Source organism: Pseudomonas sp. S2_F03, assembly GCF_054668335.1.
Genome location: NZ_CP162759.1, coordinates 308,969 through 326,138, shown reverse-complemented (window position 1 = coordinate 326,138; position 17,170 = coordinate 308,969). Strand labels below are relative to the sequence as shown.

Genomic DNA, 17,170 nt, shown 5'->3' with positions numbered 1-17,170 from the left:
AATGTGCGCAGGTTACGGTGGTGTTAAATTTCTGGAAACTGAATAATACTGAGCATAACGTTCACGTTTGGAGAATGACTTGGATCTGGTTCAGCTGGAAATTTTCAAGGCCGTTGCCGAGCACGGCAGCATCAGCGTCGCCGCGCAGCACATCCACCGAGTGCCCTCCAACCTGACGACGCGGATCAAGCAGTTGGAGCAGGACCTGGGCGTGGACCTGTTTATCCGCGAGAAAAGCCGCTTGCGTTTGTCGCCGGCCGGCTGGAGTTTTCTCGACTATGCCCGGCGCATCCTCGACCTGGTCCAGGAAGCCCGCGCCACCGTGGCAGGCGAAGAACCACAAGGTTCATTCCCCTTGGGTTCACTGGAAAGTACGGCGGCGGTGCGCATTCCCGAGCTGCTGGCGGCCTATAACCAGAAACACGCCAAGGTTGAACTGGACCTGTCCACCGGCCCCTCGGGGACCATGATCGATGGGGTGCTGTCGGGCCGGCTGGCCGCCGCGTTTGTCGATGGGCCGGTGTTGCACCCGGCACTGGAAGGCGTGCCGGCGTTTGAAGAAGAGATGGTGCTGATCGCGCCGCTCCACCATTCACCGATTTATCGCGCGCAGGATGTGAACGGCGAAAACATCTACGCCTTCCGCTCCAATTGCTCGTACCGGCACCACTTCGAAAGCTGGTTCACCAAGGACGCGGCGGTGCCGGGCAAGATCTTCGAAATGGAGTCCTATCACGGCATGCTCGCGTGCGTCAGCGCCGGTGCGGGCCTGGCGCTGATGCCGCGCAGCATGCTCGAAAGCATGCCGGGTTGCACCACGGTGAGTATCTGGCCGCTGTCGGAGTCTTTCCGCTATTTGCGCACCTGGCTGGTATGGCGCCGAGGCACGGTGTCGCAGAGCCTGACCATGTTTGTGCGTTTGCTGGAAGAACGTGGGGTGGTGCAGCAACAAACTTGAAACCACCCCATAACCCTGTGGGAGCGAGCTTGCTCGCGATAGCGGTGGGCCAGCCGAAATCAATGTTGAATGTAAGTCTGCTATCGCGAGCAAGCTCGCTCCCACAGGGATTTGTGTGGGTCAGAAGGGCTTGTTGGCACTCACCAGCCCCTCGGCCTGCCCGGCAAACCACTGCATGATCAGCGCGCACGCCGGATGGGACGCGGCCGAGGGTTGCAGGCACAACGAATACAGCCCTCGGGTCTTCAACGGGGCGCCGAAGAGGACGACGAGCACACCACGCTCGATCGATTCCTGGGCCAGGGTCATGTCGGTCATCGCCACCCCCAGACCCCGTGCCGCAGCATCCAGCGCCAACTCGTCGAGGTTGAAGGGAATGTGCCGGTAGTCCTCCAGCGACTTGCCGCCATTGGCCGCCAGCCAATCGATCCACGCTTGTTTGTCGGCCGAACGATGCAGCAGGGCAAACCCGCTCAGGTCGTCCATCGACGCCAGCGGCCGGGTAGCGCTGGCAAGGCCGGGGGCGCACACCGGAATCAGCGCTTCTTCGAACAGGGTCAGGCACGCAGGATCGCTGGACGGCTCGGGCAGGTAGAGGATGTAGGCATCGCTGTCGCTGGCCGGCTCGACAATTTCGGTCGCCACGGTCTCGATCGACAGGGAAACATCCGGGTGATTTCGATAGAAGTCGCTCAGTTTCGGCAACAACCAGCGTACCGCCAGTGACACATGCATGCGGATACGGAACGGGCGTTTTTGCGGGGAGAGGCGGTCTTCGAGGGTTTTCAGTTGCTCAAGGATACTGCGCGCACTGGTCAGCACCAGTTCGCCCTCCGGCGTCAGTCGAAGGCTGCGGCTGCTGCGCACAAACAGCGGCACCCCGAAGTGACTCTCCAGTTGCTGGATTTGTCGGCTGACGGCGCTTTGGGTCAGGCAGAGCGTGTTCGCGGCTTGCGTGAAGCTACCGGCATCAGCGACTTCCACCAGCGCCTGCAAGGCCTGCAGGTTGGGCACGTGGCGAATTTTATCCATGCGTTTTCAGAATGGCTCAATGATTTTATAACGTTGGTTGTATCACCGAAGACCTAATAGATTCTAGCCCTGACGGCTGCCATCACTTATCGCCTATGCGATTCACGCATGAGCAGGCCGGGAATAAGAGTCTAGGCAGGTGACGCATGAAAAATGAATGTGGCTGGATCGCGCAAGCTCAAAGCGCTCCAGTACGTGATCGTCTGAAAGGGCCCCAAACAGTCGATTGGCTGGTGATCGGCGGCGGCATTACCGGCTTGAGCGCCGCCCACGCCCTCGCGCAATTGCACCCTCAGGCGCGCATCGTTGTGGTCGACCGCCAGCGCGCTGCGCAAGGTGCTTCGGCGCGCAATTCCGGTTTTGTGGTGGCCCATGAACACCCGGGCACCGATGAATTGATCGACAACCCCGGGTTCGCCGGGTTTGAGGTGGACACCACCATTTCACGTGCGGCCAATGCCGAGGTGCACGCGATGATTCTGCGTCACGGCATCCAGTGTGAGTTTCGGGATTCGGGCTACTACTTTGCCGTCAGCGATGCCCGCAAATTGACCGACGTCGAGGCCAAGTTGCAAACGCTGCGGGCACTCGGGGCAACTGCGCAGTATCTGGAAGGTGAACAACTGGCGCAGAAACTCGGCACCGGGCATTACCGCGCCGCGATCTGGTGCGGCAAGGGCAATGCGCTGCTGCAACCGGCCAAATACGTGCAAGGCTTGCTCGATGCGCTGCCGGAACGTGTGACCGTCTACGAAAACACCGACATCACCGGTCTTGAACGCCTGGCAAAAGGGCGTCTGCGGGCCAACGGCATCGAGGGCAGCATCGAGGCTAAGCAAGTGCTGGTGTGCCTCAACGCCTTCGTGCCTCGCGCTGGTATTCAGGGCAGCGGAACCTTTGCCATGGAACTCAGCGCCAGTCTCACACGACCATTAAGCGACGAAGAGTTTCGCAACATGGGCAGCGTGGAACCGTGGGGCGTTTTGTCGACCCGGCCGCTCGGCGCCACGGTACGGCTGACCCCTGATCGTCGGGTCATGATCCGCAACACCGCGGAATACCGTTCCCGGGATTTGTCCGCCAGCGAACTGTCGATCCGTCGCCAGCACCATGTGCTCGGCTTGCAACGGCGTTTCCCTTGGCTGGGCGAGCAAGACATCCAATACACCTGGACCGGACACCTGAGCGCCTCGCGCTCCGGGCAGCCGTATTTTCGCAGGTGCAAGAGGGCGTGTACGCCGTGGCCGGCTGCAACGGTTCCGGCGTGGCGCGCGGCACGTTGTGGGGGCGGTTGCTCGCGGAACTGGCCTCAGGCATTGACTCGCCAATGCTCGATTCGGTGATGCAGCGCGCACAGCCGGGCTGGCTGCCGCCGCGACCGTTGCTCGACATCGGTGCCATGCTTCGGATGCGCGTAGAGACCATTCGGGCAAAGACAGAATTCTAGAAACCCGGTTATCACAAAAGAACAAAAAGGTGATTGAACATGCGCGTTAACACGATTTCCCTGATGGTCTTGCTCTCGACGGTGTCGGCAGTCAGCTATGCCGAAGAACAGGTCAACATTTCCAACTGGAATGGCTACATTGCCGATGACACCCTGGTCAACTTCACCAAGGAAACCGGGATCAAGGCCACTTACGATATTCACGACAGCAACGAAGTCCTGGAATCGAAGTTGATGACCGGCAACACCGGTTATGACGTAGTCAGCCCGTCGAACCACTTTCTCTCCCGCTTGATCAAGGCCGGGGCGATCCAGAAGCTCGACAAGAGCCAGCTGCCCAACTGGAAGAACCTCGATCCGGCGTTGATGAAAAAACTCGAGGTCAACGACCCGGGCAACCAGTACGGCTATCCGTACATGTGGGGCACGGCGGGTATTGGCTACAACGTCGAGAAAATCAAAGCGATCTTCGGCAACACGGACATCACCCATTCCTGGAAACTGTTTTTTGATGAAGACAACATCAAAAAGTTGAGTGCGTGTGGGGTGGCGATTATCGATAACCCGACGCAAGTCCTGCCAATCACCCTTAATTACCTCGGCCTGCCACCGCACAGTCACGAACCGGCGGACTACAAAAAAGCCGAGCAGGCGTTATTCAAAATCAGGCCCTACGTGCAGTACTTCCATGCCTCCAAGTACATCAGCGACCTGGCTAACGGCAATGTCTGCGCGGTGATCGGGTTCAATGGCGACGTTGTGCAAGCCGCCGCGAGTGCCAAGGAAGCCAACAACGGCATCGACATCGCTTACTCGATTCCCGACGAAGGTTCGACGCTGTGGTTCGACATGGTGGTCATGCCCAAGAGCGCGCCTCACGAGAAGAACGGCTACACCTACATGAACTACCTGCTGACGCCGCAAGTGATTGCCAACATCAGCAACAGCATCCATTACGCCAACCCTAACAGTGCGGCTGATGCGTACGTCGTGCCGGCCGTGAAGCAGGACCTGGCGATTTACCCGCCAAAAAGTGTGCTGGATAAACTGTTCACCGTAGAAGAACTACCGGCTGCCATTGCACGGTTGAGTACCCGGTTGTGGACCAAGTTGAAGACTAATACCTGATGAACGTTGGGGCCCGTTGCCGGGACCCAAGTCATTGATTCAGAGTGCACGTTTAGGCAGTTTCCAGTTCGGCCGAATGAAATGGCAGGTGTAACCATTGGGCACTTTTTCAAGGTAATCCTGATGCTCCGGCTCGGCTTGCCAGAACGGACCAGCGGGAACGATCTCCGTCACCACTTTGCCAGGCCACAGACCTGAGGCATCGACGTCGGCCGCGGTGTCTTCGGCGACGTCGCGCTGCTCCTCACTGAGATAGAAAATCGCCGAACGGTAGCTGACGCCGATGTCGTTACCCTGACGATTGGCGGTCGACGGGTCGTGAATCTGGAAGAAAAACTCCAGGATCTGGCGATAGCTGATCACCTGCGGATTGAAGACAATCTCGATCGCTTCCGCATGGGTGCCGTGGTTGCGGTAAGTGGCATTGGCCACATCACCGCCCGAGTAGCCGACGCGGGTAGACAGGATGCCGGGCATTTTTCTGATCAGGTCCTGCATGCCCCAGAAGCAGCCGCCGGCCAGGATGGCGGTTTCGGTTTGCGTGGTCATCGTGCTCACTCCTCAGTAGTAGCCAGTTGGATCAGGTTCTTACGCCGTCAGGACCTTGAGGTCCACATCAATGTTGCCGCGCGTTGCTTTGGAATACGGGCAGATTTGATCGGCAGTGTGCGCCAGTGTCCGTGCAATGTCGTCCGCAAGGCCAGGCACGCGCAGCGTCAATCGCGCCTGGAGGAAATAGTCCTGACCGGTCTGACCGACATCGACTTCGATGTCGACGGACAAATCCCCAGGCAGCACCACGTTCATGTCATTGGCCACCAGCCCGACAGCGGCGGTGTAGCAGGCCGACCATGCGCCGGCGAACAGTTGCTCGGCGGTCGGGTGCGGCTGGGTCGCGGCGAACACGTGTACAGGTGCGGTGTTGCCGGGCGACGAGAGCGCAATGTCGAGGCTGCCGTTATGGCCGCGCGACGTGTGGCCGGTGCTGCTGGCGGTGGTGTGGGTTTTGCCGGTGGCCAGGACTTTTTCAATTTTGCTCATGAGGATTCTCTTGAATGTGTTCGGTTTGTTTCGCATGCGTGTTGGTCGCATGCGATATGTAGGGGGCGTTTATAAGGCCGATCTTCAAGCCGTGAGGACGTTGATGGCCACGTCGATGTTGCCGCGAGTCGCTTTTGAATATGGGCAGATCTGGTCCGCTTCATGGGCCAGTTTGGTCGCAACAGCGTGATCCAGGCCGGGTGCGCGCAGTGTCAGGCGGGCTTGCAGGAAGTAGGCGTTACCGGTTTGACCGAGGTCGACTTCGATATCCACCGACACGTCGGACGGCAGTTCGACTTTGTTTTGCTTGGCGGCGAGGCCGACGGCAGCGATGTAGCAGGCCGACCATGCACCGGCGAACAGTTGCTCGGCTTTTGGGTGCGGCTGGGTGGCTTCGAACACGTGTGCAGGCGCGGTGCTGCCTGGCGATGACAGCTGGATATCGAGGTTGCCGTTATGACCGCGCGAGGTAAAACCAACAGCGCTCAGGGTGGTGTGGGTTTTGCCGGAGGCCAGTACTTTTTCGATTTTGCTCATGGGGTGAATCCTCTACAGTTTGATTGTTGGTCGCATACGGTTATGTCGTATGCGATACAATAATAATCCTACAGACCCCAATGAGTGTCAAGGGGGAGAAGGGGGCCTCGGCGACGAGTGGTGCGAAGGTGTGGAGAGGACGGTGTTTTGTAAATGGCGGAAACGAAAAAGCCCGCACGAGGCGGGCTTGGAATTCGAGTAGGTGGCCAGTGCTGGTTTCTGGCTTACAAGGTTTATCAGGACTCTGACAGAACAGTGTTATGTACTTCTGCTTCACACGGCGTAAGGGCTGGATCTCAGCGCGGAGATCTTTCTAACCGTGTACCCTTCGGGACGTGCCCCACGTCTCCTTGCTATCCGCTTGCGCATCAGTCTGCGTCTTCACCTACATAAGTGAGCATAGCAAAGCATCTGCTGTGTAAAGGGCGCTTTTTAGACCGATTTCATCCTGGGAAAAGCGTCACAGGATGGAAAGCTAATATCGGCACAACCTGCCACCAAAGGCAGGCTGGCCGAGGGGTTGCGATCAAATCAGATTGATCTCGACATCGATGTTGCCGCGGGTTGCCTTGGAGTACGGGCAGGTCTGGTGGGCCGCGTCCACCACCGCACGAGCGACGGCCGGGTCCAGGCCCGGCAGGCTGACATTCAGACGTGCCTGAAGGAAAAAAGCGTTCTCGGTTTTGCCCAGGTCGATCTCGGTATCCACGGCCACGTTGCTCGGCAGGGTCACCTTCAGCGCGACTGCCGCCTTACCCATAGCACCGATGAAACAAGCCGACCAACCCGCCGCCAACAGCTGTTCCGGATTGGTGCCGCTGCCAGACGAACCGGGCGGGGACAGCTTGATGTCCAGGCGTCCATCCGAACTCTTGGACTGACCGTCGCGGCCGCCAATGGTGTGGGTCTTGCCGGTGTAAAGCACAGTCTCGATTTGATTGATCATGGCAGGTTCCTGCTGAGGGTTTGATGGCTTCATCGTTCAGGTCGCAGGGTCATGGACCTCCTGGCGACGTGGCGACTGTTACACCCTCATGTAGTGCCTGTGTGTCGTGAATCGGCCGTTGTGTATCGCTGTGTAAGATCACGGCAGAATCTACAGATTGATACAAATCCGCGCGTGAGCGAGGAGGGCAAGCCCCTCGCTAACGCGCGAGTGCTTACTTGGGCGGAACAGAAGTTATCGAGCATTCGATTCACCGCCAATTCCCCCAGCATGATGACCTGCTGCAGCGCCAGCACGGTACTGCGGTGGGTGCCGTCTAACAACGCCGCCACGTTGCTGGCCATGACACTGGCCGATGCCAGGTTCTCGCAGGTTTGAACCAGCAAGGTTTCATGGTCGACGTCTGGCGCGACGATGTAGATGGTGCTGGGTTTGCGTGGGGTGTCGTTCATGAGTGCCGCCGGGTTGAGGTAGAAATCGAGGGCACGCTCGGCGGCGGCGTGGAGTTTTGGAATCGAGGGATGAGTAGGGGGAGGCTGGGTCGGTGTCTAGCGATTCGGTGTCTGGTGGATTGGGCGTTACCTTGAACATAGATGAAACTCCATATGGGATTATCGGAGCCATCACCTTCGCTACCAAACGAAAGGTGGTGGCCATACGAAGGTTGGTAGACCGGCCCACATGGAAAATCCGGCGCGCCCGAGGGCGCCCTGCGCATGGCCACCATAAAAACGAATGCCTAAAAAGCATCTGTAAAAGGTGACGTTATGCGACATGTGAAAGACGGGCTACCAAACCCGATCGCTGTTTTTCAGCGACCGGGAAACGATAAAACCCGTGCCATCGACGCACAAGCCGGCGGATTCTGGCTTAGCCGTAGGTAACGGCGCAAGGTTTTGTAGCCTTCGGGAAGTAACTTCGGATGTCTTTAAACAGGCGCCGTTAAACGCGTGAACGCCTTCCAGAAATCCAGGAAATGTCTGACATGTTTTTAGGGGAGGCTGGTCGAGTGGTGGTTGGAAACGCGGGCTGAATCTCGGCAGTTTCTGACATGTGCAGACAGTCGCCATGTTTCATGGTTACGACCGGCAGAGCGGCCCACTGCAGCCCCTGCGTCCAGATTAGACATTGCAATTACATGGTCGAAGGGTTTAGCGGACAGCTGATCTCAGCCTGTCATGCAGGTGGAAAGTCTTCATACGATTTTGGGACGTATCCCCAACTTCTCAGAACGTCTGCGCGCACGTCAAACTCGAATCCAATGTGTGCGACGACCTTCGATATTTCGTTTGCATGGTCAATGGTTGTACCTGCAAGCAGCCTTCCTTTTGAGGGGACTGCTTGCGACAAGCCAATGTCGAACCATTCGACATCCCATTCTGATACATATCCTGTGACGGACTTGGATCGGTAAGACGGACGCCAACCCTGAAGCTGGCGGAAATGGTTGATCAGCTCATCCCACTTGGTATTGTTCGATGCGCTTGCCAGGTTTCTCGCAGCTACGGCAGCATGGATTTTCTTCCTTGTTGCATCATCATGTCCCGCGCCGGACCTCGGTAGTTCGCTCATATTCAGTCCTATCGATTTTTTGGTGTTCAAGACTGGATGATCGCTTTTGGCTGCCTGTCGCGATGTGCAGTTGCCACCCCCCATTTCAGATATTCGAGTCGCGTTCAAAATCCATATCTTATTTTTGAAATAGGGGGCATGAATCAAAACGGAATCTTCAGCGGGAAACTCCTACTGAAAAAACAACGGAAACACCAGAAAAGCGCCTCTGAAAAACTCAGCGCTCGATGTGATCGCATACCTGGCCTACAGCGAAAATATTTGAACCTGAATGACTGTCTTGCCCTCAAGAGCTAACTGAGACAGCGCGTATCAAGATACTTTCCTTCATGCGATCAACCTTCAGTTGATAGATCAACTCTCCAACGGGCTTCGAAAAATCCAGCACACAAGCCATAAGCCGGATATTCCTTCCCCTCCGGTCGGAGCATGGATGAAGCCTGAATGATTAGGCCGCATTCATGCTGCGATGCGTGTCGATCAGCCGCATTACCACACCCGGATCGGCCAGGGTGGAGATATCGCCCAATCCATCGTACTCAGCGGCGGCAATCTTGCGCAGAATCCGGCGCATGATCTTGCCCGAACGAGTCTTCGGCAGCCCCGGTGCCCACTGAATCACATCCGGCGAAGCGATCGGACCAATCTCCTTACGCACCCAATTTTTCAGCTCCAGGCGCAGTTGCTCGCTCGGCTCTTCGCCACCGTTCAGGGTGACGTAGACATAAATGCCCTGCCCCTTGATGTCGTGCGGCACCCCGACCACCGCCGCTTCGGCGACTTTCGGGTGAGCAACCATCGCACTTTCGATTTCGGCGGTGCCCATGCGGTGCCCGGACACGTTGAGCACATCGTCCACGCGACCGGTGATCCAGTAGTAACCATCGGCATCGCGACGGGCACCGTCACCGGTGAAATACATGCCGCGGAAGGTCTTGAAGTAAGTGTCGACGAAACGGTCATGATCGCCAAACAGCGTACGTGCCTGGCCTGGCCACGAATCGAGAATCACCAGGTTGCCCTCGGCAACGCCGTCGATGATGTTGCCCAGGTTATCCACCAGGGCCGGCACCACACCGAAGAACGGACGTGCCGCCGAACCCGGCTTGAGGCCGTGAGCGCCCGGCAACGGGCTCATCATGTTGCCGCCAGTTTCAGTCTGCCACCAGGTATCGACGATCGGGCAACGGGACTTGCCGACGTTCTTGTAGTACCAGTCCCAGGCTTCCGGGTTGATCGGCTCGCCGACCGAACCCAGCAGACGCAGGCTGCTGCCATCGGCGCCTTCAACAGCGGCGGTGCCCGAGGCCATCATCGCGCGGATCGCCGTTGGTGCGGTGTAGAGGATGTTGACCTTGTGCTTGTCGACGATCTTCGCCACACGGGTGATGTCCGGGTAGTTCGGCACGCCTTCGAACAGCAACGTGGTCGCGCCGTTGGCCAGCGGGCCGTAGACGATGTAACTGTGGCCGGTGACCCAACCAACATCAGCGGTGCACCAGTAGATTTCGCCCGGACGGTAGTCGAACACACGCTCGTGGGTCATCGCCGCATACAACAGGTAACCGCCGGTGGTGTGTTGCACGCCCTTCGGCTTGCCGGTCGAACCGGAGGTGTAAAGGATGAACAGCGCTTCTTCGGCGCCCATCTCTTTCGGCGCGCAGACGCTGCCCGCTACTTTCATCAGGTCTTCAAACCAGATGTCGCGATGCTGGTTCCACTTGATGTCGCCACCGGTGCGCTGGCACACGATGACCTTCTGGATGCTGCTGGTTTCCGGGTTGGTCAGCGCGTCGTCGACGTTGGCCTTGAGCGGGATTTTCTTGCCGGCACGAACGCCTTCGTCAGCGGTGATCACCACTTTGGATTTGCAGTCGATGATGCGACCGGCCAGGGCTTCCGGGGAGAAACCGCCGAACACAACCGAGTGAATCGCGCCGATCCGGGTACAGGCCAGCATGGCAACCACGGCTTCAGGGATCATCGGCATATAGATAGTCACCACGTCGCCGCGGTGCACATCCTGACCACGCAGGGCGTTGGCGAACTTGCAGACTTGCTCGTGCAGCTCGCGGTAAGTGATGTTGCGGCTTTCGGCAGGGTCATCCCCTTCCCAAATGATCGCGATCTGATCACCGCGCTCGGCCAGGTGACGGTCGAGGCAGTTGTAGGAAACGTTCAGCGTGCCGTCGGCGAACCATTTGATGTCGACATGGTGATCGTCGAAGGAGGTCTGCTTCACCGTGGTGAAAGGCTTGATCCAGTCGAGGCGCTTGGCCTGTTCGCGCCAGAAACCGTCCGGGTTGACGACCGATTGCTGGTACATGGCCTTGTAGGTCGCCTCGTCAGTCAGCGTATTAGCCAGAACCTCGGGACGAACGGGATACAGGGAAGCCGCACTCATCTTTCTTACCTCGGTGGAATAGTTGTTTTTGTGATCTGTAACGGGTCGGAAGCCCAAGCATTCGGGCGATTGCAAAACTCAAATCCGGAAGCGACCGAGAAGTTTGTCTTGATGGCCGACGTGCTCCACCATCGCTGAGCATTGATGAACCTGTTTGTCCGCACTGGCGGATACTTCAAGACTGATATCGCGGATGTTCGTCGTGTTGCGATTGATTTCCTCGGTCGTGGTGCTCTGTTCTTCAGCGGCAGCGGCAATCTGTAGGTTCATGTCATTGATGCGATAAATGGCCTCACGTATCCGTTCGAGCGTGTCATTGGCTGCATTGGCGTCCCCGGCAGTCTTGCTGGCCGTGTCACGGCTTTGCTGCATTCGCACTTGGGCGTGTTTCACACCTGTCTGCAATTGATCAATCATCAGGCGTATTTCCTGAGTGGATTGCTGAGTACGAAAGGCCAGGGAGCGCACCTCATCAGCCACTACGGCGAAACCGCGTCCCGATTCACCGGCACGTGCCGCCTCGATGGCCGCATTGAGCGCGAGCAGATTGGTTTGGTCGGCGATGCTGGTGATGACCGCCACGATCGATTCGATGCGTTGACTGAGCGTGGACAATTCATTAATCGCATGACCGGTGTCGTCCATCTCGTCAGCCAAACGCTTGATCGCCCCCGTTGACTTCGAGACCAGGGCCACCCCGTCTGCTGTTTCCTCGGTGGCAACGATCGCCGCCTCGGCAGCGGCTTGAGCATTGCGCGCCACGTCCTCGGCTGTCGAGGCCATCTCGGTCATGGCGGTGGCGAGTTGATCCAGTTCCTGTAATTGAATCTGTACGCGGTGGGCGGCCTGATCTGCTTCACATGACGTCGCTGTGGTGCTCTCGCGGACCTGCTGTGAACTACTTTTCACATCGCCAATGAGCGCTTTCAGGTTCTGCAGGAACTGATTGAACTCCCCGGCGACCAGCGCAATTTCATCATTGCCGACCACGGGCAATTGACGGGTCAGGTCGCCTTCTCCGCGATTGATGTCGGCCAACGAATCTTTGAGTTGATCCAGGGGGCGGAGTAGCCGCCTAACCAGCAGCCCCAACACCAACAGGCTAAGCAACACTCCAATCCCGGTGCCGATGACGGCTCGCCAACTCAGAATGTGAGCTGCAGCCATGACGATGTCCTGATCCAGGACCACTCCGATGTACCAATCCATGCCCTTAAGATCAGAGAGCGGAATGAAGGACACCAGGAGGGACTTTCCACCGTTGCGGACCTCCTGAAGCTGACTGTCGAGGGGCAAGACGTTTCCTGCGAACAGCTGGCTGTAGGGCTTGCCGTTCAGTTCAGCGTCCGGGTGGGAAATGATGTTGCCACTTTTACTTAGCAAGAACGCATAACCGGCTCCACCGAAATCCAATGTATTAATGGCATCGGCAACGTTAGTCAGGCTGATGTCACCGCCAAATACCCCGAGCACCTGACCTGCGTCGCTGATCCGCGCGACTGTCGAGATTAGAATTTCACCCGTAGTGGAATCTTTGTAGGGCTCGGTTAAAACGGCTTGGTGACTGGCCTTTCCGGCCGCGTACCAAGGACGGATGCGACCGTCATAATCAGGTTTTGGATTCCAGGAGGCCGTGTTCTTGATGGGTTTTCCATCAGACTCAAGGGCGCCGAATACCAACTTGAATTCATCTTTCAGGATGGGCGAATCGATGATTCGTTGGGTCGCCTGCACACTGTACTGGCGGTCGATCGCTTGGGATGCCAAATCCATCAGACGTAGTTTGCCGTTCAGCCAGTTTTCGATCTGACGTGCCACAGCATTGCTCGATTCGGAAATGCTCGCCTCTACCTGGTGACGCAAAATCGTACGTATCTGCTCTACCTGAGCCAACGATAGAAGACTGGTCGTCACGAACAGCACGCAAGCAGCCACAAGGCTCACCTTGTAACGGATTTTCATCGAGGACTCCGAAGGGTCTAGCAATCAATTCGTCGATCTGAGTTCAAGGCATCTCGACAACAAGGTTTGCTGTCGAGATGCCTGACTCGGTCTGTTACTGCAGCCGTGGCTGAGCTTTAAAAGAAGCCCAGCGGATTGATGTCGTAGCTCACCAGCAGGTTTTTGGTCTGCTGATAGTGATCGAGCATCATCTTGTGGGTTTCACGGCCGACGCCGGACTTTTTGTAGCCGCCAAACGCGGCGTGCGCCGGGTATAGGTGGTAGCAGTTGGTCCACACACGACCGGCCTTGATGGCGCGGCCCATGCGGTAGGCGCGGTTGATGTCGCGGGTCCAGAGGCCGGCACCGAGGCCGAACTCGGTGTCGTTGGCGATGGCCAGGGCTTCGGCTTCGTCCTTGAAGGTGGTGATGCTCACCACCGGGCCAAAGATTTCTTCCTGGAACACGCGCATTTTGTTGGTGCCCTTGAGCAGGGTCGGCTGGATGTAATACCCGGTCGCCAGGTTGCCCTCGAGTTTTTCTACCTTGCCGCCGGTCAGCAGCTCGGCGCCTTCGCCCTTGGCGATTTCCAGGTACGAAAGGATTTTGTCGAATTGCTGCTCGGATGCCTGGGCGCCGACCATGGTGTCGGTGTCCAGCGGGTCGCCACGTTTGATCGACAGGACTTTTTTCATCACGACTTTCATGAAGTCGTCGTAGATCGACTCTTGCACCAGGGCGCGGGACGGGCAGGTGCAGACTTCGCCCTGGTTGAAGAAGGCGAGCACCAGGCCCTCAGCGGCTTTTTCGATGAAGGACGGTTCGGCCTGCATGATGTCTTCGAAGAAGATGTTCGGCGATTTGCCACCCAGCTCCACGGTGGACGGAATGATGTTTTCGGCGGCGCATTTCATGATGTGCGAGCCGACCGGGGTTGAGCCGGTGAAGGCAATCTTGGCAATGCGCTTGCTGGTGGCCAGCGCTTCGCCGGCCTCTTTGCCGAAGCCTTGCACCACGTTCAGCACGCCCGGCGGCAGCAGGTCGCCGATCAGCTCCATCAGCACGGTAATGCCCAGCGGAGTTTGCTCGGCAGGCTTGAGCACCACGCAGTTACCGGCGGCCAGGGCCGGGGCGAGCTTCCAGGCGGCCATCAGGATCGGGAAGTTCCACGGGATGATCTGCCCGACCACGCCCAGCGGTTCATGGAAGTGATAGGCCGCGGTGTGTTCGTCGATCTCGGCGGAGCTACCTTCCTGGGCGCGGATGCAGCCGGCGTAGTAGCGAAAGTGGTCGGCAGCCAGCGGGATGTCGGCATTCAGCGTTTCCCGTACGGCTTTGCCGTTGTCCCAGGTTTCAGTGACGGCCAGCAGTTCCAGGTTCTGTTCGATGCGGTCGGCAATTTTCAGCAGCACCAGGGAGCGGTTTTGAACTGAGGTTTTGCCCCAGGCCTCGGCAGCGGCGTGAGCCGCGTCCAGGGCCTTGTCGATGTCTTCGGCGGTGGAGCGGGGGAATTCTGCAATCGGTTGGCCATTCACTGGTGAGGTATTGGTGAAGTACTGACCTTTGATCGGCGCGACGAACTCGCCGTCGATGTAGTTACCGTAACGGGACTTGAAGGAAACGATGGCACCGGGAGTGCCTGGATGGGCGTAGTTCATGGTGGTGTTCTCTTGTTGTTTTTGGTTGTGGCCGCCCGTGGGACGGCCACTGTCATTTGAACGAGCCTTGCAGGGTCAGGAGCCCTGAGGGGTTTCTCCACGCGCGAGACGGGCATTGATGTCTTCAATGACGCCCGGCAACTCAACGATGGTGTCGATCAGGTAGTGCGGGCGAGAGCCTTCGAACATCTTGATGATGCGTGCGCGTTCCTCGGACAATTCCTCCAGGGATAGATCCTTGAATTCTTCATAGGTCAGCCCCAATGCATTGCCGGAGCAGGTCAATGCGACCGTCCACATGCCCGCGCTACGGCCTTCGAGAATGCCCGGCCAGGTGTCGTCGACCTTGACGCAGGCAGCCACATCACTGATGCCCAAAGCGATCACGTTTGCCAGAGCCTGAGCAGGGTGCGGGCGGCCATTGGGTACTTCGTCGGTAGCAACCACATGGTCAGTGACATAGCCGTTCTTGCGCGCCAGCTCTACGACTTTTTCCATGACTACGGCCGGGTAGCCTGAGCAAGAGCCGATTTTCAGACCCTTGTCGCGTAAGCCATTGATCGTATCAAGAGCGCCTGGGATCAGCGCCGAGTGCAGGGCGATCTTTTCGATCTGCAAAGGCATGAAGCGTTCGTAGAGGGCAGTGACATCATCATCGGTTGGCAATCGGCCGAAGGCGGCATGGTAGCGTGCGGCGATCTGTGGCTCATTGCACAAGGTGCGGATATGGTCCCACTTGCCCATGCCCATCGGGCCACGAGCTTCTTCCAGGGAAACGGCAACGCCGAATTCACCGAACGCTTCAACGAAAATCTGAGTCGGTGCGAAAGAACCGAAGTCAACGACGGTGCCCGCCCAGTCCAGGACCACTGCTTGCAGGTGGGAAGGTTTTTGTAGTGCATGATGATCACTCCAGCGTAGGGTAGGTTGGTAGTACGAGTTCAGGGGGTGGTGCCGACGATGACCGGTTGTACCGGCGTCGATACCAACTGCGGGTTTTCCGCTGTTTTCGGGCGGCTGTTCCAAAATGGAACCAACATCAGGCTGGCCAGAAGTGCTGCGCCGGTGAAGACCAGGAACACGGTGAGGGTGTCGAAGTAACCCGGCAGCAAACCGCCGAGGACCGCACCTACCGACCCGCAGCCATTAACGAATCCAGCGGCGGAGGCAGCTCCATCTTTGCTGCCGAAGTCAATGGCAGCCGAGCCGCTGATCATCGAATCCGGCCCGTAAAGCGTCAGACCCATCATGAATAGCAGGCCGACCACCATGTACAGACTGCCGCTCTGCATGGCAGGAACGAACAGGCCAAGGCAAATAGTGAGGACAACCAGGCTAAGGACACAGGCCGGTATACGACGAGCGCCGAAGTACTTATCCGATGCGATACCGATGAGGATCGGACCGATCAGACCTGCCAGCTCGAAAGAGGTTGGGACGATGGCGGAGGCCACCTTGCCAATTTCGGGCATCCGTTCGTAGATAATTACCGGGCCCCACAAGAGGATGGCGTAGCGCGCGGGTTTGAGCATGAAATAGGCTAGGCCGAGCACCATCACGGTTCGGTTTTTCATTACGATGCGCAAGCCGGCCCACATGCTTTCGCGCGGAACGACGACATTGCTGACGGGTTCGATCTCGGTCTCGACAGGAGGCAGACCGACGTCTTCCGGCGTGTTGCGTTGCAGGAAGAAAAACAGCACCGCCACCACCAGCACCACGACAGCGCTGCTAATGAACGCGATGCGCCAGTCGTGGTAAGCGTTGTAGGCCCACCAACCGGCAAACGGCGTGGCCACCAGACCGCCGAAGGCGTAGGAGGTGCACCAGTAACCCAGTACGCGACCCCGTTCGCCAGTGGTGAAGAAACTGCCGACGTTCTTACATAGACCAGACCATCCGGTGGACTGGGCAAGGCCCTGGATTAGCATGCAGGAGGCGAAAATCGGTAAGGTGGCGTAGGTACCCATAAGCAGCGCGGCTAGCGCGGAGACGACGAGTCCGCTAAGTACCACAACCCTTGGACCGAATCGGTCAGAGAAGTTACCCCAAAGAAACTGTCCCACGGCGTACGCGGTTAGATAGAGGGCGTCGAGATTGGCCATCATGGCCTTTTCGAGCATGAAGTTCGGGTCTTCGCCGATACCTAGCTTGGCAACAGAAAACGCCTTGCGGGTAAAGTAGAAGGCGGCATAGGCCACCCAGGTAATGAGAAAAATTTGCACGCGCCAACGCTGGAGAGATTTCCAGCCGGTTGCGAGAGGGCTTGCTGCGTTCTTGTTCATGGTGTTCTGATCCCGTATGGGTTGCCGTACAGCGCAAAAAGTTGTTTTTGTTTTTGTTTTGGGTGCCGCAACCCAGTCCAAGCGAACTGAATAAATTGCAGTAGGCGAGGTTTATGGCTTGTGGCTTCTGGCGTCAGACATCAGATTTTTGGATAGGCGTATCGCTGGCTCCTGCTCGACGCTGCCGAGCTGTGAATGACCAGATCCATGGAAAAGAGGTC

13 protein-coding genes and 3 pseudogenes are annotated in these 17,170 nt (G+C 57.8%); 3 read left to right on the top strand and 13 right to left on the bottom strand.

What is annotated here, in order from left to right; translation table 11 throughout:
* The first annotated feature begins 79 nt into the window (after positions 1-79).
* Entirely contained in the window at positions 80-958 is an 879-nt protein-coding gene (gene ptrR, locus AB4N76_RS01550) for a putrescine utilization regulator PtrR (protein ID WP_046030266.1), read from the top strand.
* Positions 959-1,078: 120 nt separating this feature from the next.
* Here the strand turns inward: ptrR and AB4N76_RS01545 are convergent, their stop codons facing one another.
* Positions 1,079-1,990, bottom strand: coding sequence for a LysR family transcriptional regulator (locus AB4N76_RS01545; protein WP_460164014.1), 912 nt, complete (start codon positions 1,988-1,990; stop codon positions 1,079-1,081).
* A gap of 146 nt (positions 1,991-2,136) precedes the next feature.
* Here AB4N76_RS01545 and AB4N76_RS01540 point away from each other — a divergent pair.
* Positions 2,137-3,437: pseudogene (locus AB4N76_RS01540) on the top strand (NAD(P)/FAD-dependent oxidoreductase).
* 39 nt (positions 3,438-3,476) lie between these two features.
* Positions 3,477-4,565, top strand: a complete 1,089-nt coding sequence (locus AB4N76_RS01535; protein ID WP_046030261.1) for a polyamine ABC transporter substrate-binding protein — start codon at positions 3,477-3,479, stop codon at positions 4,563-4,565.
* 39 nt (positions 4,566-4,604) lie between these two features.
* On the opposite strand, the gene msrA is transcribed toward AB4N76_RS01535, so the two are convergent.
* The 12 genes and pseudogenes from msrA to AB4N76_RS01475 all read right to left on the bottom strand — a co-directional run bounded on the left by msrA (position 4,605) and on the right by AB4N76_RS01475 (position 16,949).
* On the bottom strand, positions 4,605-5,114 hold the full coding sequence (msrA, locus tag AB4N76_RS01530; RefSeq protein WP_046030259.1) for a peptide-methionine (S)-S-oxide reductase MsrA: 510 nt from the start codon (positions 5,112-5,114) through the stop codon (positions 4,605-4,607).
* Positions 5,115-5,153: 39 nt separating this feature from the next.
* Positions 5,154-5,606, bottom strand: a complete 453-nt coding sequence (locus tag AB4N76_RS01525; RefSeq protein ID WP_046030257.1) for an Ohr family peroxiredoxin — start codon at positions 5,604-5,606, stop codon at positions 5,154-5,156.
* Positions 5,607-5,690: 84 nt separating this feature from the next.
* Entirely contained in the window at positions 5,691-6,143 is a 453-nt protein-coding gene (locus AB4N76_RS01520) for an Ohr family peroxiredoxin (RefSeq protein WP_077431969.1), read from the bottom strand.
* 526 nt (positions 6,144-6,669) lie between these two features.
* Positions 6,670-7,089, bottom strand: coding sequence for an organic hydroperoxide resistance protein (locus tag AB4N76_RS01515; RefSeq protein ID WP_077431970.1), 420 nt, complete (start codon positions 7,087-7,089; stop codon positions 6,670-6,672).
* A 233-nt stretch (positions 7,090-7,322) separates the two neighbouring features.
* A pseudogene (locus AB4N76_RS01510) lies at positions 7,323-7,680 on the bottom strand (DUF6124 family protein); the annotation flags it as partial.
* A 585-nt stretch (positions 7,681-8,265) separates the two neighbouring features.
* Entirely contained in the window at positions 8,266-8,661 is a 396-nt protein-coding gene (locus AB4N76_RS01505; RefSeq protein ID WP_077431972.1) for a DUF6678 family protein, read from the bottom strand.
* Positions 8,662-9,109: 448 nt separating this feature from the next.
* Complete coding sequence (gene acs, locus AB4N76_RS01500; protein ID WP_460164013.1) at positions 9,110-11,065, bottom strand: acetate--CoA ligase; 1,956 nt, start codon at positions 11,063-11,065, stop codon at positions 9,110-9,112.
* 78 nt (positions 11,066-11,143) lie between these two features.
* Positions 11,144-11,848: a methyl-accepting chemotaxis protein gene (locus tag AB4N76_RS01495; RefSeq protein ID WP_460164661.1), complete on the bottom strand. Its 705-nt coding sequence runs from the start codon at positions 11,846-11,848 to the stop codon at positions 11,144-11,146.
* A gap of 201 nt (positions 11,849-12,049) precedes the next feature.
* A pseudogene (locus AB4N76_RS01490) lies at positions 12,050-13,027 on the bottom strand (cache domain-containing protein); the annotation flags it as partial.
* Positions 13,028-13,143: 116 nt separating this feature from the next.
* Positions 13,144-14,664, bottom strand: coding sequence for an acetaldehyde dehydrogenase ExaC (gene exaC, locus AB4N76_RS01485; RefSeq protein WP_460164012.1), 1,521 nt, complete (start codon positions 14,662-14,664; stop codon positions 13,144-13,146).
* Positions 14,665-14,739: 75 nt separating this feature from the next.
* Positions 14,740-15,609 carry a phosphonoacetaldehyde hydrolase gene (gene phnX, locus AB4N76_RS01480; RefSeq protein WP_460164660.1) on the bottom strand — a complete coding sequence of 290 codons (870 nt, stop codon included), beginning with the start codon at positions 15,607-15,609 and terminating at the stop codon, positions 14,740-14,742.
* Positions 15,606-16,949 carry an MFS transporter gene (locus AB4N76_RS01475; RefSeq protein ID WP_046031518.1) on the bottom strand — a complete coding sequence of 448 codons (1,344 nt, stop codon included), beginning with the start codon at positions 16,947-16,949 and terminating at the stop codon, positions 15,606-15,608. The genes phnX and AB4N76_RS01475 overlap by 4 nt, the downstream gene beginning before the upstream one ends.
* Between the last annotated feature and the right edge of the window lie 221 nt (positions 16,950-17,170).